Below are 18,958 nucleotides of genomic sequence, written 5' to 3' on the forward strand. Positions count from 1 at the left end.
TAATTGTAAAATTAACGTATTCGTGGTAAGCTTGTGCATGTTGTAATATAAAGAATAACTCTAATCCAGCAGATGGATTAGGGCAAAGGAGAGTACTTACTTATGAAAAAAGAAATCCATCCAGATTACCATGAAGTTGTATTTATGGATACTACTTCAGGTTACAAATTTATCTCAGGTTCAACAAAACATTCAGAAGAAACAATTGAAATGGAAGATGGCAAATCATACCCATTGATTCGTGTCGAAATTTCATCGGATTCACATCCATTCTATACTGGACGTCAAAAATTTACACAAGCCGATGGCCGTGTGGATCGTTTCAACAAGAAATATGGTCTTACAGACGCAAACGCTGCAAAATAAGAACTATTTCAAAAGGGATGAAGCTATTAAGTTTCGTTCCTTTTTTTATGCAAAAAAATAGGAGCGCTCATTTGATTGTGAGCGTTCCTATTTTGCTTTCTTTATATACATGTCTTTTGTCACATACATCACCCAGATAAGGTTGATACCTACCAAAATAGCAGTTGAAACGAACACACCTTTGTAATCAAAGACACCAGAAACAGTTGATCCAATCATAGGACCAACAACGGATCCCATGGCTTGGAACGACTGATTATAACTGAAGACACGGCCTGTAAATGCTGCAGGGGTATTTTTCGTTAAAATCGTTTGAACGGCGGGTAGCATCGCAGCGTCGGTTATCCCAATAAGGAAACGTAAGCCACCAAGCTGCCAAACGTTGGTAACTAACGACATTGGAATGAAAATAAAGATGGCAGCAACTAATGCAATCTTTAAAATGCGTTCCGTACCAATCTTATCGCCTAAAGTACCTAAGCGAGGGGCTGCAATCAATGTCGCTATTCCTGGAATGGAAGCCACACAGCCACTAATGAACGTGATGTTTCCGACGTCGTGAAGGAGCTCGCGAACGTACAAACTTAGAATAGGACTGATTGAGTAATTTGACGCTTGAATGATTAAGGTGGTTACGAACATCCCAATAATTAATTTAGGATGATGTAGACCTTTGAAAATTTCTTTTGATGTCTGCATGTCACCCTTTTCAATAGGCGTGAAATGTTCATGAACAAAGAAATAACTGAGTAAGAAAACAATGAATAAAATGATAGCTGTAATGAAGAACGTGATTCGATAACCGAAAATACCAGCTATTGCGCCTCCGATAAGTGGCCCGAATAAAGTTCCGGTCACGCTACCTGTAACTAAAATGCCAAGTGCTTTACCACTTTGCCGCTTAGGTGTTTCTGTTGCAATCAGTGCTTGCGAGTTACTAATGTAACCAGAAAAAACACCTTGTAATAAACGTAACGCAATTAATTGATAAACGTTACTGACAAGTCCCATTAAGCCAATGACGATGGCCATTCCGAATGAAGCTCTTAGAATCATTAATTTACGACCTTTTCGATCAGCTAAACGACCCCATAGTGGGGAAACAATGGCGGTAATTAAAAATGTAGATGAGTAGGTAATACCACTATAAAAATTTAATTGGGTTTTACTGAAGTCACCTAACGTATCAATGTAGAGTGACATGAACGGCATAATTAAACTAAATGCGACGCCGGCCATGAATGTACCAAACCATAATACAAATAAATTTTGTTCCCAAGGTTGTCTAGGACGGAAAAATGTCGATTTTAGTGAAGTCAACAAATTAAAAAGTCCTCCTAAAAATAGTTTCGATAATTACAATCATAACACTAAACAAGAATAAAAGTTATATGGTAAAATATGGTTAATGGAAAAGTGGGGTAATGATGAAAAAAAATAAAGAAGCTAAAAAAGGTCGTTGGAAGAAGCGGCTAACGACTCTATTATTAATATTGTTATTATTGTTAGGTCTTTCGTTAATTTTTAATGAACAAATTAAAGATTTCTTGGTTGGCAAAACCAAGCCTAATATTGATACTGCACTGGTTGATAAAAATAAGAATAAAAAAGCATCTTTTGATTTTAGTGAAGTTAAAAGTTTAAATACTGCGGATGTTTTGAAAGCTAAAGCGAATGAAAAAAGTTTAGTCTTGCTTGGTGAAATTAGTATTCCAAGCGTCTCATTGAATTTACCTATCGCTAAAGGTGTTAGTACCAATACACTAGCACTTTCAGCTGGGACTTTAAAAGAAGATGAGAAAATGGGCGAGGGCAATTATGCCCTTGCTGGACATCATATGATTCGCAAAGACTTATTATTTAGTCCGTTAGTTCGAATGGAGATTGGGCAAAAAATCTATTTAACGGATGCAAAAAATATTTATGAATATACCACATCAAAGATGAAATATATTAAAGCAACAGATGTTCAAGTGATTGACGATGTTCCGGGCAAAACGCTAGTTACCTTAATTACTTGTGATGATACTGGTGCTGGGCGTTTAATGGTTCAGGGAAAGTATCTACAAAAATGGACATATAAATCTGCACCAAAAACAGTTCAAGCGTATTTTAAAATGATTCATAATAATGTTTAGCAAAAAAGGACCAACAATTTAATTGTTGGTCCTTTTTTTATTGAACTTGAGCTTTGATTTTAGCAATCCAATAAGGCATGCCAAGACTAATTAAATCATATGTTTCGTCAAAGTCGCCTGTAATCCAAGGATCAGGTACGGAGTCATTTTCTTTACCAGGGACGATAGAAAGAAAGTTAACAATATTTTTTTTCTTAGATGCTGGTGCGCCTTTTTCAAGGCGTTCAACATTGATATCATCCATGGCAATGATTAAATCACTGTTGATGAAATCTAAATAACTAACTGGACGTGAAATGAGACCATCAGTTGGAATATTATGTTCAGCTAATTTTGCGATAGTCCCTTCGTGGGCACCATTGCCCTCTTGTGCAGAACTTGTCCCAGCAGAATCAACCGTCACTTGATCAGAAAGTCCCAATTTATCTAATTCATTTCTTAACATAGCCTCAGCCATAGGTGATCGACAGATGTTTCCCATACATACAAATAATACGTTCATCATTTAATACTCTCCTTTACAAACTTCTCAATAAGGCTATTATGCCATAATATTCAGATTAAATAAAATCAGTTGATTGAATTGATGAAAACGTTAGCTTAGTTGCTTTCTAAAAGGGGCTAACTTTGGTATGATGAATGAGGATAAGAACAAAAATTAGATAGCTTATATTAAAGAGGAGACTGAAATTTATGACAATGATTATTATTGGTATTATCGTAGTTGTTTTAATTATTATGTACGTTAGTGGATACAACGGTTTGGTTAAAGCAAAGGTTCGCACTGAGGAGTCATGGAGTCAAATCGATGTGCAATTAAAACGTCGTAATGATTTAATTCCTAATTTGGTTTCAACAGTTAAAGGGTACGCTACTCATGAAAAAGAAACTTTCGCTAAAGTTGTTGAATTGCGGAATCAATTGACACAAACGCCAACTGATTCACATGAAACAACCATGGAAGTTTCTAATCAATTAAGTCAATCATTGAAGAGTATCTTTGCATTATCTGAAAGTTACCCAGATTTGAAAGCTAATACAGAATTCACTAAGTTAATGGAAGAATTATCAAATACAGAAAATAAAATTTCTTATTCACGTCAACTTTTCAACTCAACTGCTGCAAGTTTGAATGCTAAAATTCAATCATTCCCATCAAATATTGTTGCAGGCATTCATCACTTTACAAAAGTGGCTTATCTTGAAGTGCCAGAAGCTGAAAAGGCTGTACCTAACGTTTCATTTGATTAAGGAATTAGGAGATAACTATGTTATATGATCAAATAGCGCAAAATAAGCGCAAAACGATTTACGTTTTAATTGGCTTTGTATTATTAATGATTGCGATTGGTAGTGCGGTTGGTTACGCCTTTTTTAATAGTGCGCTTTCTGGATTAATCATGGCTGTGGTCATTGCTGGTGTTTATATGGGCTTGATGATTTCACAGTCAACCAGTGTGGTCATGAGCATGAACCATGCGACTGAAATTAAATCAGTCGATGATGCGCCAGAATTATGGCATGTTGTTGAAGACATGGCGCTTGTTGGAGAAGTTCCTATGCCAAAAGTCTTTATTATTGAAGATGCCAGTCCTAATGCATTTGCGACTGGAAATAACCCAGAACATGCGGCTGTCGCTGCAACAACTGGGTTACTTAACCGGTTAAACCGAGAAGAATTAGAAGGCGTTATGGCTCATGAAATTTCGCATGTGCGTAACTATGATATTCGGTTATCAACAATTGCTTTAGCTTTATCAGCAGCTATTTCACTGCTAGTTAATATTGGGATGAACTCATTTTGGTGGGGTGGCGGTCGTCGTCGCAGTAGTAATGATCGAGAAGGTGGCGGATCATTAGAAATTATTTTGATGGTTTTATCTTTACTATTGGTTATTTTAGGGCCAATTGCGGCAACTATTGCTCAGCTTGCACTTTCTCGAAATAGAGAATATTTAGCTGACGCTTCAGCTGTGGAATTGACTCGTAATCCATTAGGGCTCATCCATGCTTTGGAAAAAATCTCTGATAGTGAACCAATGAAGCGTGCTGATCCAAGTAGTGCCGCACTTTATATTTCAAATCCATTGAAGAAAAAAACGTCTGGATTATTTCAGACGCATCCACCAATGGCAGATAGAATTGCACGACTAGAAGCAATGTAAGTAGAGTCACTATTTTATAAAATGGGGATGATAGTTAATGAGAGACAATTTAGTCTATATTCATATTGAAACGGTTTCTCATTTGATTTTATCTTATGGGATTTCCAGGGCAGATTTCATAACAAGCATTCCCAAATTGCCAACCAATATTTTGTCATTAAATCCAGTGGATTATGAAAATGAGATTGACATCGCGACGGGATTTAACACGGTTACTGGGGAAGAAGATATTGCACGTTACTTGAATAAGGGGACTGTCGGGGTGAAACAAAATTGGATTGATTTTGATAGTCAAGACGATTTAGAATTAATCACACCAAGAGAAATATCAGAGTTCTTATATTTAGGACACACTTTTTCACATATTCAATCACCATTTTATTACAAATTACAAAATGATTATGTTTTTTTGACATTGCCAAATGATGCATTGAAAATCTATTATCGTTATTTGAACCAATTTTATAATGTTTTTTCTAAATCAGTTATTAGACATGTTAATCGATCATATCGCGAAAAAAATGGCTTGTTTAGAAGGCGTCCAATGACGTTAAAAAAAGTGTCGAAACATATTATTGAAGAATTAATGCCATTGTTTATTGAAGGTGTCGCATTGGATTTTTCAGTAATGACTGTGAATAACACGAAAATATCAGTGCCTATTTATGTGATGATTGATAACGTGTACCAAATGAAATGGCATGAACCAACATTAGTGACTGAAGGATCAAAATTAGTTGCTAGTTTGGATTATTACTTTGTCGATCAAAGTTGGCACTTTGTCATTTTAAATCAAGCTGCTTTTGAAGATAGCATAGCGTTTTAAAAAGATAACGGGGATTAATTCATGTTATCTTTTTTGTTGAATTTCAAAAGCATGATACAATGAGAGTTGCAAAAAATGGAGGATAATACTAATGCGCGTTTATTTACTTTATGGTGGTAAGAGTGCGGAACATGAGGTTTCGCTTTCGACCGCTTTTCAAATAACACAAGCTATCTATTACCAATACTATTCAGTGGTTCCCGTTTATATTACGAGAACAGGAAAATGGCTGAAAGGTCAGACGCTGACAGAACCTGTTAAGTTTGCTGATAATTTGCGCCTTGAAGAAGCAGATGAAAAAAATCAAGCAACCAATGAACATGAAAATTCAAAAGGAACGGCCTTTTTACCAAATGGATTTAATCCTGAAGACAGTGTCGTTTTTCCCGTCTTACATGGTCCAAATGGTGAAGATGGGACGGTTCAAGGGTTACTTGAAACATTGGATATTCCTTATGTTGGCAATAGTGTGCTAGCATCAGCTATTGGTAATGATAAAATTATGAGTAAATTACTCTTTAAACAAGCTGGTATTCCTGTTGTGCCATTCGAAGCGATTGATGCACAAGCTTGGAAAAACAATGCATCTAGTGTGATTGCACGGTGTGAGGGTGAATTACTTTACCCGATGTATGTGAAACCAGCGAGCTTAGGCTCAGGAATTGGTGTGACAAAAGCAACTGATAGTTTAGAATTGCGAAAAGCAATTGATAAAGCCTTTGAGTTTGGGTCGCGTGTGATTGTAGAACGTGGCATTGTTGCGCGTGAAATTGAAATTGGATTATTGGGTAATGAAGAAATCGCAACAAGTGTTCCAGGTGAAGTCTTGTCATTTGATCATATCTACGATCGTAAATTGACAATGAGAGAAGATCACGATGCTGAAATTCCGGTTGAACTTGATGAGGAATTGCTCGCTAAGGTAGTTGATTTTGCTAAAAGGGCTTTCGCAGTTATTGATGGTTCCGGGCTTGCACGATGCGATTTCTTTATTAGTGCCAATAAAGATATTTATATAAATGAAATCACAACTATGCCAGGTTTTTATAAAAACGCAATGTATCCAAGATTATGGGAAGCTGTTGGGCTTAGTTATAGTAATTTAATTGAAGAATTATTACAGTTGGCGTTGAAAAAGAATCAGGCCAACAATTGATTTAATGGTCATACGAATGTGAGGGTTTAGATAATGAAAATGCAATTAACTGAAATTGCAGGTGCAGTTGGTGCCAAAAATGAAATGAGTAGTGAACCAGTTAATATCTCAAGTGTCTTATTTGATAGTCGCCAATTAACTGCTGGAAGTTTGTTTGTTCCGATTGTGGCCGAAAATGACGGTCATGACTATATCCAAGATGCGATAGATAATGGGGCAACGGCAACTTTATGGGCAGTTGACCACCAAGAGACAATGCCGACAAAAATTCCGGTTATTTTGGTAGATGATACCCTTAAAGCTTATCAAGAGTTGGCAAAATATTACTTGAATAAAATCAATCCCAAAGTGGTTGCAGTTACTGGTAGTAATGGTAAAACAACGACTAAAGATATGATTACAGAAATTTTGAGTCAACAATACAATGTTTGTAAAACGGAAGCTAACTTCAATAATCATTTAGGCGTGCCAATGACGTTATTAAGTATGGAACCTAATACTGAAGTGGTTGTTGTCGAAATGGGGATGGATCATCCTGGTGAGTTAGACTTTTTAAGTCGTATCGCACAGCCTGATGTCGCTGTAATAACAATGATTGGTGAAGCACATATTGAATTTTTTGGTACTCGTGATAAAATTGCGGATGCAAAAATGGAAATTGTGAATGGCTTAAAAGAAGACGGTTTATTAATTTATAATGCGGATGAACCGTTATTAAGAGAACGAATTGCCAATATTGAGCAACAATCATTTGGTTTTGGCCATGGTGAGAGTGCCGATTTAAGTGTTACAAATGTTGTTGGTAATCAGACAATGACGAGCTTTAAGGTGAGAGAAATACCTGATGCTAATTTTACAATTCCAATGATTGGTACATATAACGTGGATAATGCGATGGCTGCTATTTCAGTTGGTCGTCGTTACCGCGTATCAACTGAGAATATTGTGAAAGCACTCAGTGATTTTGATTTAACCAAAAATCGGACGGAATGGTTGAAAGGTCATTTGGGCGAAGCTATTTTAAGTGATGTTTATAATTCAAACCCAACGGCTGCAAAAGCGGTTATCAAAGCATTTTCAAATAGTGATGTTGTTGGTAACCGAATTGTTGTCTTGGGCGATATGCTTGAATTAGGGAAGCAATCTAGTGATATGCACATCAGTTTAGCTGATAGTTTTGATAATAAAAAAATTCAAAGTGTTTACCTCTATGGAAATCAAATTGATTCATTAGCAAAGTCGTTAAAATCAAAATATGATGATCAACATATTCATTATTATGATTTAGATCAAAAAGAGGCTATGATTCAAGATTTACTAGAAGTACGCACCGAAAAAGATGCTATTTTGATTAAAGGAAGCCATGGTGTTCATTTAGAAACCGTTTTATCGGCTTTACAAACTCATTAGGCATTTGCTTAATATTATTTAAGGTGTTATTATAGTTTAAATAGTGACTCATGAAGGGTCAGAATTAAATTAATTTAACTTTACAAGACAGTAATTGACGACGAACTCTTAACTGTGTTGTGAAGCATGTTAGTTTGCAAACACATTAGGAGGAATTTATACTTGAAATTTACAGAATTAGGACTATCCGATGAACTACTAAAGGCCGTTCAACGTAGCGGTTTTGAAGAAGCAACACCTATCCAATCTCAAACTATTCCCATGGCTTTAGAAGGAAAAGATGTTATTGGACAAGCACAAACAGGTACTGGTAAAACTGCTGCATTTGGTTTACCAATCTTAGATACAATTGATACAACAAAGGATGAAGTTCAAGCACTTATCATTTCACCAACACGTGAACTTGCTATCCAAACGCAAGAAGAACTTTACCGTTTAGGTAAAGAAAAACATGCTAAAGTTCAAGTTGTTTATGGTGGATCTGATATTCGTCGTCAAATCAAGAGTCTTAGCCGCGCACCTCAAATTTTAGTTGGAACACCTGGACGTTTATTAGATCATATTCGTCGTCGTACCGTTAAATTAGGTCATGTTAAAACGTTAGTTTTAGATGAAGCTGATGAAATGTTAGATATGGGATTCGTTGAAGATATCGAAAGTATCTTAACAACAGTTCCTGACGAACGTCAAACATTGTTATTCTCTGCTACAATGCCAAATGCTATTCGTCACATTGGTGAAAAATTCATGACAGATCCAACTTTGGTAGCTGTTAAAGCAAAAGAATTAACAACTGACTTAGTTGATCAATACTACGTTATCTCAAAAGATTTCGAAAAATTTGATGTTATGACACGTATGTATGATGCTCAAAACCCAACACAAACAATCGTTTTTGGTCGTACAAAACGTCGTGTTGATGAATTAGCTAAAGGTTTCGAAATGCGTGGATACAACGCTAAAGGAATTCATGGTGATTTATCACAACAACGTCGTATGAGTATTTTACGTGAATTTAAATCAGGTAAACTTGATATTTTAGTGGCAACTGATGTTGCTGCTCGTGGTTTAGATATTTCTGGGGTTACCCATGTCTTTAACTACGATATTCCTCAAGATCCTGAAAGTTATGTCCATCGTATTGGCCGTACTGGTCGTGCCGGACATAAGGGTACTTCATTAACATTTGTTTCACCAAATGAAATGGATTACTTACGTCAAATCGAAAAATTAACTAAGAAACGTATGGTAGCTTTAACACCACCTACAGATGACGAAGCATTTGCTGGTCAAATTGAAACAGCAATTGCTGATGTTACAGCCTTAGTTAACAAAACTGATACTAAAAAATATGCAAAACAAGCTACTGAATTAATGGCTAAGTTTGATGTTGCTGATTTAGTTGCAGCATTGCTTAGTGATGTTATTAAGAATGATTCATCACAAGTACCTGTTAAGATTACACCAGAACGCCCATTACCTAGACGTAAGGGTGGCGGTGGTGGCGGTAACAACCGTCGCGGCGGCAATGGCGGCGGTAATCGTCGTGGTGGTGGCTACCAAGGAAACCGTAAGGGTGGCGGAAGCCGTAGTAACGGTGGAAGTTCAGATCGTCGTAACGGAAGTAGTAGCGATCGCCGTAGTAATGGCGGAAGCTCAGACCGTCGTAGCAATGGTAATGGTGGCGGAGGTTACAAAGGTAACCGCTCAAGCGATAACCGTAGCAATGGTGGACGTTCGAATGACAATCGTTCAAACGGAAGCAGCGCACCAAAACGTAACTTTACAATCAGAACAAAAGATTAATTTGAAGATCGAAAAGAGACCTAATTATTTAGGCCTCTTTTTTTGTCTTTAATTAACAGTGAGAGAGACCTTACAATATTGATAGATGGAATATAAGTGATTTTAGTGCGGAAATTTGATAAACTGATTAGAAGTAGAACTGATTATAATTACTTATTAGTGGATTTGAAAGTATGAATGAAAATAAGAAATAGGTGATAATGTGATTTACGGAATTGGTGTTGATTTATCTGATATTAGTCGAGTAGCAGAGATGGCTAAACAGCATGAACAATTTATAACTAAAATTCTTACAACAAACGAGCGTAACCAATTTGCTGCATTAAAAGGGAGTCATAAAGATGAATTCATTGCTGGAAGATTTTCAGCGAAAGAATCGTATAGCAAGGCTTTTGGAACTGGAATAGGTGACAAAGTTGGCTTTTTGGATATTGAAATATTGAATGATAAATCGGGGAAACCAGTTATCACACGTCAACCGTTCAATGGCAATGGATTCATTTCCATTTCTCATACAGATAATTTAGTGATGACTGAAGTTATTTTAGAAAATAAAGACTAGGAGATAACAATATGGTTGTAGGAAAGCATCGCCCAACTCAAATTTTAGTGGATAGAGCAGCTATCAAGAATAATATTGCTGCTGAAAAAAGAACATTAACTGATGCAACGGTTATATTTGCTGTTGTTAAAGCTAATGCATATGGACATGGCTTAGTTGAAGTTGCTAAAGCCGCTAAAGAAGCTGGTGCAAAGGGATTTTGTGTTGCAATAATTGATGAAGCTTTAGCTTTAAGAGAAGCCGGATTTGTCGAACCTATTCTCATTTTGGGCTTAACGGAAAGTAAATATGCACCACTATTAGCTAAAAATAAAATATCTGCAACTGTGTCAGAACTGAGTTGGTTGCAGGAAGCGAATGCGTTGCTCAACCAAGAAAAATTGGCTCCGTTAGCTATTCATTTGGCATTGGATACTGGTATGGGTCGAATTGGATTTAGAAATACAGATCCGTTGTTAGAGGCAATTGATTTTCTAGAAAGTCATAAAAAAATGTTTGATTTTGAAGGGATTTTCACTCATTTTGCTACAGCAGATTCTGCTGATGAAACTTACTTTAAAAAACAATTGGCAAAATTTAATGCGTTAATGGCAGTTGTTGTTAATAGGCCACGTTATGTGCATGTTTCCAATTCAGCAACGAGTTTATGGCATGCGGCTTGTAACGGTAACATGATTAGAATGGGCATTTCAATGTATGGATTGAACCCATCTGGTGGTGAATTAACATTGCCTTATGATTTGAAACCCGCTATGAGCTTAACCTCTGAGTTGAGTTTCGTGAAAAAAATTCAGGCAGGCGATTCTGTTGGTTACGGCATTACTTATCAGGCGACAGAAGATGAGTGGGTTGGTACAGTGCCAATCGGTTATGCAGATGGTTTAATGCGTCAAATGCAAGGATTTAAATTATTGGTCGATGGTCAATTCTGTGAAATAATTGGTCGAATTTGTATGGATCAAATAATGATTCGGTTACCCTATGACATGATGAATGGGACAAAAGTAACTTTAATTGGTCAAGATGGTGATAAAGTAATCACGGCTCAGGAGATTGCGACGTATATTGATACGATTCATTATGAAGTTACTTGTGCACTTTCAGAACGAATCCCACGTATGTACCTAAATTAATGTTTATTTGCTTATGTCGCTATGGTAAAATGGCGATAGCGTATCATTTATGGGGGAAGTATAAATGGATAAAAATGAGAAAGTAGTCATGAATCACATAGCCGATTATTGTGCGTATTATTCGATCACCAATGAGGCATTGTTGAAGGACAAAGACATATTGAATTTGGTTTTGAGCCATCAAGAGGCAATGGATGAGTTAATCAGTGGTTACTCAGAGATGGGGCAATTGAACAGTGAGATATGTCACGATTTTAAAGGATCTGAAGATGAAGTGTTATTGCATCTTCAAATTATGTAGAGAGTTGGGGTAAAATGGTTGATAGTATTATTCGTGGAGATATTTTCTATGCGGATTTATCTCCCGTTGTTGGTTCTGAACAAGGCGGTATGAGACCAGTTCTCATTATCCAAAATAATATTGGTAATCGCTATAGTCCAACGGTCATCGTTGCCGCTATTACGACACGTATCCAAAAGCCTAAAATGCCAACTCATGTTGGTCTTTTAGCTAGTAAAGTAGGTATTGAAAAAGATTCAGTTATACTAATGGAACAAATTCGTACGATTGATAAGCAACGTTTGAAAGACCGTATTGCACATTTATCGAAAGAAAGTATGCTTGAGGTTGATAACGCGCTTAGAACGAGTATTGGACTTGTTTCAGCGATACATAAAGTAAAATAGGCATTAAATAACATAGGAAAATAAAAAACGTGGTTCGTAACCATCCCACGCAAAAAAACTAAGGGAGTCTATGAATAAATAATGACAAAAAATAATCGTGTAAACCAGGTAATTATTAATGGTTTAATCGCTGCACTTTATATCGTATTGGCAGTTGTTCCAGGTATGTTCAGTATGGCCAGTGGGGCCATTCAATTTCGCATATCAGAAGGATTGAATCATCTGGTTTTGTTTAATAAGAAATATATCTGGGGTGTCTCATTAGGGGTTATTTTATTTAATCTCTTTTACAGTTCACCTTTAGATGTTCTTTTTGGCGGTGGACAAACAATTATGGGTCTTCTGATTGTCATTTTTGTTAGTCCAAAATTTAAATCAATGTGGCAAAAAATGCTTTTAAATATTGTGGTTTTCTCATTTACCATGTTTTTAATTGCAATTATGTTGAACGTTACAGCGAAGTTACCATTCTGGCCTACATATGGTACGACAGCGTTATCTGAATTTATCATTATGACAATTACAGCACCAATTATGCTCGTGTTAGATCGCGCTATTCATTTTGATAAAAGAATGCACTAAAAAAACAGACCTGAAAGGGTCTGTTTTTTGTTTAGCTACGTAAATCTTCAATTTCGGAAACAATAAATTCTTTGCGTCCTAAGTTATCAACAATCTTATCAACTTTTTCTTGTGTGACACCAGCTGGTAATGTGAATAATGTACGACGTAATAATTCGCCTTCTTTAACGTCTAAAGTCATACAACTTGCGATTGAAGAATATTTAGTAATGATCTTAGCCATTTCAACTAAATCACCACGTTCTCCGGCAGAGACGACAGTTAAGACGTAACTACCAACGTCAAAATTCCATGATTGAGATAACATATCAAGAAGGCGTGTATGTGTTAAAATGCCTTCAAAATAATTATTTTCATTTAGAACAGCAATGTAAGGTAAATCTTTGATTGAAAAGAAAACGTTAAAAAATGCTGAATCAGAAGAAATAAATTTAGTCGCATTTTTTAAAAGATAAGTGACAGGAAGTGACATGTCTCCACCCTGTGATTTATGACGGTAAATATGCATCTTATAGATATTACCGCGGAAGATTTGGCCCGTTTCATCCAAAATTGGAACACAACGGAATCCAGAATCTTCTAAGATTGTGAGTGCTTCTTCGAGTGTGACACTTTCACGAACGGTTGTTAGTTCTTTTAACGGTTTAACTAAAGTATTTAATAGCATACAGGCGCCTCCAAAGATTAAGTTTTTCTCATTTACATGTTTATAATACCATAAAAAAAGCACTTTAACAGTAAATTGATTATTAAAATTGTATTAAAAAAGGAACGGAAGAATATCTTCCGTTCCTTTTTAGTAGGAAATAATTAAAAAATTATTCACCTAATTTTTTAAGACCATCAGTTAATACTTGTTTTAAAGTAGCAGCTGAATCAGTCATACGTTTAGATTCAACATCACTTAAAGGTACTTCGATGATTTGTGCAAGACCTTGGCCATTAACAACAGCTGGTGTACCGATATAAATATCGTTCAAACCATATTGTCCGTCCATGTAAGCACTAACAGGTAATACGGCATTTTCGTCACGCAAAATTGCTTTTGAAAGACGAGCTAATGCTGTACCAATACCGTAGAATGTTGCGCCTTTTTTGTTGATGATTTCGTAAGCTTTGTTACGGACGTCATCTTCAATTTTAGCAAGTTGGTCATCAGAAATGTTGTTTGCTTTTACCCAATCTAAGAATGGAAGACCACCGATAGTTGCAGCTGAGTAAGCAGCAAATTCTGTATCACCATGTTCACCCATCATGTAAGCATGGATTGAACGAGGATCGTTGATGTCAGTTAATTTGCTTAAAGCAACACGTAAACGTGAAGTATCAAGTGAAGTACCTGAACCAATAACACGATCTTTAGGGAAACCAGAGAATTTCATTGTTGCGTAAGTTAAAATATCAACTGGATTAGCAGCAACTAAGAAAATACCTTTAAATCCAGATTCAACGATTGGAGTTACGATACTTTTCAAGATGTTTAAGTTTTTGTTTACAAGGTCAAGACGTGTTTCACCTGGTTTTTGTGGTGCACCAGCAGTGATAACGACAAGATCTGCATCTTCACAGTCAGAGTATTCTGCTGAGTAGATACGTTTAGGAAATGCGAATGGTGTAGCATCTTCTAAATCTAAAGCATCTCCGACAGTGCGATCTTTCGCAACATCGATGATACCGAATTCTTCGCCGACACCTTGGAGTGTCATTGCGAATGCGTAACTAGAACCTACGGCGCCATCGCCGACTAAGATAACTTTTTGATGATTTTGTGTTTTTGTCAAAATAATTCATCCTTTCAGAGCTATAATTATTACTGAGTAATTATAACATGTTTTTTTATGAAAAAACATACTAGATGAACGAGTTCTTTCACAAAATTTTCAGAAATCGAGTATGGTATAATAGTTGATAGAAAAGAATAGGATTGAATTGCTGGGTAAGTTATCTAAACTTGCCCAGATGTTTGCGTTTATCTAAAGGAGAAAATGAAATGAAAATGATAGTTGGGTTAGGTAATATTGGTGAAAAGTATGATGGTACAAGACATAATGTTGGGTTCGCCACAGTGGACACATTTGCAAAACAACATGATGCTAATTTTGGATCAAGTAAATATGAAGCGCAAGTCGCATCATTTAATTTAGCGGGTGAAAAAATCTTGCTGGTTAAACCATCTACCTATATGAATGAATCTGGTCGAGCAGTTAGACCTTTGATGGATTTTTATAAAATTGCCATCGCAGATATTCTTATTGTGAATGATGATCTTGATTTAGAAGTTGGGCGCATTCGTTTACGTCAAAAAGGCTCTGCTGGTGGACATAATGGTTTGAAAAGTATTATTGCACATACGGGTACACAAGAATTTAAACGCATTAAAATTGGTATTGATCATCCAGATAAAGTTTCCGTTGTCGATTGGGTGTTAACGAAATTTTCTAAAAATCAAGAGAAGGCTTTAGGGGATGCCATTAATACAGCAATTTTGGCTATTGAAGATTGGTTAGAAACGGATGATTTTATGAATACAATGAATAAATATAATCATAAATAAGAGAAGGCCGCTTAGAAAAGGGTAAAAGGTAGAATAATGAATTTAGAAACAATGATGCAAGCTGTCCCTGGTGTGGATAACTGGTTAACGGCTATTGAACCGAATACGAGACAATTGTTAACTGGTCTAACAGGTTCAGCTAAAACGTTGATGTTAGCGACTATTTTTAAAAATAAAAAAAGATCTATGCTGGTTGTGACGGATAATTTATTTCATGCGACACAGTTGAATGAAGACTTAACTAATTTTATCGCTGAAGACCAGGTCCTAACGTTTCCAGTTGAAGAATTATTGGCTGCAGAGTTGGCAACAAGTTCACCTGAATTTAAAGGTGAACGCGTTCAAACACTCCAAGCTTTATTAGAGGAGACACCTAAGCTGGTTGTGACGTCAATATCAGGATTACGACGTTTTTTAGCACCTGTTTCAACGTGGAAACAAGCAACGTTAGACTTAGCCGTTGGAAAAGATATTGATTTAAAAGCAACTGAAACACAACTTTTTACGATGGGCTATCAGCGTCAAAAACTAGTTGAACGTCCTGGTGATTTCGCTGTGCGAGGCTCTATTTTAGATATTTATCCTTTAACGGTTGAAAATCCAATTCGATTGGATTTATTTGATACGGAAATAGATTCACTACGTTATTTTGATGTGACTAATCAACGTAGTTTAGAAAATGTGGATCAGATTCAAGTCATCCCGGCAACTGATTTTATTGCGACTGACGAGATGTTATTACAAGCTAGTAAAACGTTAAAAAAGGCTTATGGTGTTGAATATAAACGGTTAGATAGTGATGATCAAGAACGCTTAGAATCCAACATCATGCCCCTTATGAGTGATTTTGAAAAAGGCCGATTAGCTCCGGAACACTTATTATTTGGCGATATCATTTATCAGGGAAAAACGAGCCTGTTAGATTATTTAGGCGGGGATGGACTAGTTGTCATGGATGATTATCCACGCCTATTAGAATCCGAAAAATCCCTTAAATTAGACGAAGATAACTGGATGGCAGATAAGCTGAAAACGCATCAAGTTTTATCTACGAGCACTTTTGGATTTGAATTACGCGACTTATTGAAAAAAGAGACACATGCTGAATTATTTATGGCTCATTTTCAAAAAGGGATGGGACATTTAAAATTCAATCAATTGATTGATGTACCAGGGCATGCCATGCAACAATTTTTCAGTCAAATGCCATTACTTAAAACAGAAATGGATCGTTGGTTAAAGAAGAAACAAACGATTATCGTCATGGTTCAGGATAAAGAACGACTCAATAAAGTCTCGCAAACATTGGATGATTTTGAGATTCCTTCTATTATGAATACGTTAGATAGCCTGCAAGCAAATAAAGTTCAAGTTGTAGAAGGAAATTTACAAGCAGGATTTGAATTGCCAACAGCGAACTTGGTTGTTGTGACCGAGCACGAAATGTTCAATAAAGTTGCCAAAAAACGACCCAAACGACAAACGTTAGCTAATGCTGAACGGCTGAAAAGTTATCAAGATTTAAAGCCTGGTGATTACGTGGTTCATGTGAATCATGGGATAGGTCAGTTTATGGGTATGGAAACGCTGGAAGTTGATGGTAGACATCAAGATTATATGACAATTGCTTATCGAGATGACGCAAAATTATTTATTCCAGTTACCCAATTAAATATGGTTCAAAAATATGTGTCGTCTGAATCTAAGTCACCAAGAATTAATAAATTAGGTGGCACTGAATGGACTAAAACCAAAAATAAAGTTGCTGCTAAAATTGAAGATATTGCTGATGATTTGGTTGCACTATACGCGGAACGCGAAGCTGAGGTTGGTTTTCAATTTTCAGAGGACAATGATTACCAAATGGAATTTGAAAATGCGTTTCCTTATTCTGAAACGGAAGATCAAATTAGAAGTTCCAATGAAATCAAGCATGATATGGAACAAAAGAAACCAATGGATCGTTTGTTAATTGGGGATGTTGGCTTTGGTAAAACGGAAGTGGCTTTACGTGCGGCGTTCAAAGCCATTCAAGACCATAAACAAGTGGCGTTGTTAGTGCCAACAACTGTTTTGGCGCAGCAACATTATGAAACGATGATTAACCGTTTTGAAGGTTTCCCAGTTGAAATTGGCATTTTATCTCGATTTAGAACGAAGAAACAACTCAAAGAAACAACCGATAAAATGGCTAGTGGTGCTTTGGATATTGTTGTTGGAACACATCGGATTTTATCGAAAGATGTTCAATTTGCTGATTTAGGGCTGTTAATTGTGGATGAAGAACAACGATTTGGTGTGAAACATAAAGAACGGCTTAAACAATTTAAATCACAAGTGGATGTTTTAACGTTAACGGCGACCCCAATCCCAAGAACATTGAATATGTCGATGCTTGGTGTGCGTGATTTGTCAGTGATTGAGACAGCGCCATTGAACCGTTATCCTATTCAAACGTACGTGATGGAACAAAATGGGGGCACCATTCGAGATGGAATTCAACGTGAGCTGCAACGCGGTGGACAAGTTTTTTACTTGCATAACCGGGTTGAAGATATCGAAAAAGTTGTTTCAGAAATTGAAATAATGGTGCCGGAAGCCAGTGTCGCCTATATTCATGGGCAAATGACTGAAAATCAATTAGAAAATGTTTTATATGATTTTATTCAGGGTGTGTATGATGTATTGGTGACGACGACTATTATTGAGACGGGTGTGGATATTTCTAATGCGAATACGTTATTTGTCGAAAATGCGGATCACATGGGATTGGCACAATTATATCAATTACGTGGTCGTGTTGGTCGAAGTAGCCGAATCGCGTACTCTTATTTCATGTACAAGCCTAATAAGGTGTTAACTGAGGTTAGTGAAAAACGTTTGGAAGCCATTAAAGATTTTACTGAATTGGGTTCAGGGTTTAAAATTGCTATGCGTGATTTATCTATTCGTGGAGCAGGAAACTTATTAGGGCGTCAACAACATGGCTTCATTGATTCTGTTGGGTACGATTTATATACACAGATGTTGACAGAAGCTGTGAATAAAAAACAAGGTAAAAAAGTTGATCCTAAGTCTGATTCTGAAATTGAAATTAATATTGAAGCCTACTTACCTTCAACTTATATTGATGATCAACGTCAAAAAATAGAAATCTATAAACGAATTCGACAATTTGATAATTATGATCAATATTTAGAAGTGCAAGGTGATTTAATTGATCGTTTCGGCGAATTTCCGACAGAAGTCAACAACCTAATGGAAATTGGGCTACTCAAATTATTTGCTGATAGGGCGCTAGTTGAAAAAATAAAAAAAGATAAAGATCAATTAAGTGTTTTTGTTTCAGAAAAAGGCACCACATTGTTGGGAGCGGAAGCTATCTTTAAGGCGCTGTCAGCTACAAAATTAAAAGCAACATTGAAACCTCAAGGTAAACAAATGCGTGTCGTTTTAGTGATTCAGCCTAAGATGACTGAATCGGATTGGTTGATTGAATTACAGAACTTTGTTCAAGCACTGAGTGAGTCTGTTGGAGAATTGACCGTCGCTAACTAATAAAAAAGGAATCGA

Annotated in this window: 19 protein-coding genes and 1 riboswitch; of the genes, 15 read left to right on the forward strand and 4 right to left on the reverse strand. The window is 36.3% G+C overall.

What is annotated here, in order from left to right; translation table 11 throughout:
* Positions 1–102: 102 nt before the first annotated feature.
* Positions 103–366 carry a type B 50S ribosomal protein L31 gene (locus tag ACVPPR_RS01850; RefSeq protein ID WP_409021601.1) on the forward strand — a complete coding sequence of 88 codons (264 nt, stop codon included), beginning with the start codon at positions 103–105 and terminating at the stop codon, positions 364–366.
* 87 nt (positions 367–453) lie between these two features.
* Here ACVPPR_RS01850 and ACVPPR_RS01855 read toward each other — a convergent pair whose 3' ends face one another.
* Positions 454–1,689 carry a multidrug efflux MFS transporter gene (locus tag ACVPPR_RS01855; protein ID WP_462304501.1) on the reverse strand — a complete coding sequence of 412 codons (1,236 nt, stop codon included), beginning with the start codon at positions 1,687–1,689 and terminating at the stop codon, positions 454–456.
* Between the two features lie 101 nt (positions 1,690–1,790).
* On the opposite strand from ACVPPR_RS01855, the gene ACVPPR_RS01860 reads away from it, so the two are divergent.
* The gene (locus ACVPPR_RS01860; RefSeq protein WP_462298322.1) at positions 1,791–2,504 is read left to right on the forward strand and encodes a class A sortase; all 714 of its coding nucleotides are present in this window, start codon (positions 1,791–1,793) and stop codon (positions 2,502–2,504) included.
* Positions 2,505–2,541: 37 nt separating this feature from the next.
* Here the strand turns inward: ACVPPR_RS01860 and ACVPPR_RS01865 are convergent, their stop codons facing one another.
* Entirely contained in the window at positions 2,542–3,009 is a 468-nt protein-coding gene (locus ACVPPR_RS01865; protein WP_462304502.1) for a low molecular weight protein-tyrosine-phosphatase, read from the reverse strand.
* A gap of 188 nt (positions 3,010–3,197) precedes the next feature.
* Between ACVPPR_RS01865 and ACVPPR_RS01870 the strand changes: the two genes are divergently transcribed.
* The 11 genes from ACVPPR_RS01870 to ACVPPR_RS01920 all read left to right on the forward strand — a co-directional run bounded on the left by ACVPPR_RS01870 (position 3,198) and on the right by ACVPPR_RS01920 (position 12,831).
* Complete coding sequence (locus ACVPPR_RS01870; protein WP_462304503.1) at positions 3,198–3,755, forward strand: LemA family protein; 558 nt, start codon at positions 3,198–3,200, stop codon at positions 3,753–3,755.
* Positions 3,756–3,772: 17 nt separating this feature from the next.
* Positions 3,773–4,669 carry a zinc metalloprotease HtpX gene (gene htpX, locus ACVPPR_RS01875; protein ID WP_462298328.1) on the forward strand — a complete coding sequence of 299 codons (897 nt, stop codon included), beginning with the start codon at positions 3,773–3,775 and terminating at the stop codon, positions 4,667–4,669.
* A 37-nt stretch (positions 4,670–4,706) separates the two neighbouring features.
* Complete coding sequence (locus ACVPPR_RS01880) at positions 4,707–5,495, forward strand: hypothetical protein (protein ID WP_462304504.1); 789 nt, start codon at positions 4,707–4,709, stop codon at positions 5,493–5,495.
* Positions 5,496–5,586: 91 nt separating this feature from the next.
* Positions 5,587–6,651, forward strand: a complete 1,065-nt coding sequence (locus ACVPPR_RS01885) for a D-alanine--D-alanine ligase family protein (protein ID WP_462304505.1) — start codon at positions 5,587–5,589, stop codon at positions 6,649–6,651.
* A gap of 33 nt (positions 6,652–6,684) precedes the next feature.
* Entirely contained in the window at positions 6,685–8,061 is a 1,377-nt protein-coding gene (locus ACVPPR_RS01890) for a UDP-N-acetylmuramoyl-tripeptide--D-alanyl-D-alanine ligase (RefSeq protein WP_462304506.1), read from the forward strand.
* Positions 8,062–8,223: 162 nt separating this feature from the next.
* Complete coding sequence (locus tag ACVPPR_RS01895) at positions 8,224–9,867, forward strand: DEAD/DEAH box helicase (RefSeq protein ID WP_462304507.1); 1,644 nt, start codon at positions 8,224–8,226, stop codon at positions 9,865–9,867.
* Positions 9,868–10,069: 202 nt separating this feature from the next.
* The gene (gene acpS / locus ACVPPR_RS01900; protein WP_462304508.1) at positions 10,070–10,429 is read left to right on the forward strand and encodes a holo-ACP synthase; all 360 of its coding nucleotides are present in this window, start codon (positions 10,070–10,072) and stop codon (positions 10,427–10,429) included.
* Positions 10,430–10,440: 11 nt separating this feature from the next.
* Positions 10,441–11,562 (forward strand): alanine racemase, encoded by a 1,122-nt coding sequence (gene alr / locus ACVPPR_RS01905; protein ID WP_462304509.1) that lies wholly within the window; start codon positions 10,441–10,443, stop codon positions 11,560–11,562.
* A 64-nt stretch (positions 11,563–11,626) separates the two neighbouring features.
* Positions 11,627–11,863: a hypothetical protein gene (locus tag ACVPPR_RS01910; protein WP_462298341.1), complete on the forward strand. Its 237-nt coding sequence runs from the start codon at positions 11,627–11,629 to the stop codon at positions 11,861–11,863.
* A gap of 14 nt (positions 11,864–11,877) precedes the next feature.
* Positions 11,878–12,249 carry a type II toxin-antitoxin system PemK/MazF family toxin gene (locus ACVPPR_RS01915; protein WP_462304510.1) on the forward strand — a complete coding sequence of 124 codons (372 nt, stop codon included), beginning with the start codon at positions 11,878–11,880 and terminating at the stop codon, positions 12,247–12,249.
* Positions 12,250–12,272: 23 nt separating this feature from the next.
* A riboswitch (PreQ1 riboswitch) is annotated at positions 12,273–12,317 on the forward strand.
* A 13-nt stretch (positions 12,318–12,330) separates the two neighbouring features.
* Positions 12,331–12,831, forward strand: coding sequence for a QueT transporter family protein (locus ACVPPR_RS01920; RefSeq protein ID WP_462298344.1), 501 nt, complete (start codon positions 12,331–12,333; stop codon positions 12,829–12,831).
* Positions 12,832–12,862: 31 nt separating this feature from the next.
* Here the strand turns inward: ACVPPR_RS01920 and cbpA are convergent, their stop codons facing one another.
* Both cbpA and ACVPPR_RS01930 read right to left on the reverse strand, forming a co-directional pair.
* A complete protein-coding gene (gene cbpA / locus ACVPPR_RS01925; protein ID WP_462298345.1) occupies positions 12,863–13,498 on the reverse strand; it encodes a cyclic di-AMP binding protein CbpA in 636 nt (211 codons plus the stop codon).
* A gap of 151 nt (positions 13,499–13,649) precedes the next feature.
* Positions 13,650–14,612, reverse strand: a complete 963-nt coding sequence (locus tag ACVPPR_RS01930) for an L-lactate dehydrogenase (RefSeq protein ID WP_462304511.1) — start codon at positions 14,610–14,612, stop codon at positions 13,650–13,652.
* A gap of 209 nt (positions 14,613–14,821) precedes the next feature.
* Between ACVPPR_RS01930 and pth the strand changes: the two genes are divergently transcribed.
* Positions 14,822–15,385 (forward strand): aminoacyl-tRNA hydrolase, encoded by a 564-nt coding sequence (pth, locus tag ACVPPR_RS01935; RefSeq protein ID WP_462304512.1) that lies wholly within the window; start codon positions 14,822–14,824, stop codon positions 15,383–15,385.
* 36 nt (positions 15,386–15,421) lie between these two features.
* Positions 15,422–18,943 carry a transcription-repair coupling factor gene (mfd, locus tag ACVPPR_RS01940; RefSeq protein ID WP_462304513.1) on the forward strand — a complete coding sequence of 1,174 codons (3,522 nt, stop codon included), beginning with the start codon at positions 15,422–15,424 and terminating at the stop codon, positions 18,941–18,943.
* The last annotated feature ends 15 nt before the right edge of the window (positions 18,944–18,958 follow it).

It is taken from the genome of Dellaglioa sp. L3N, from assembly GCF_054941095.1.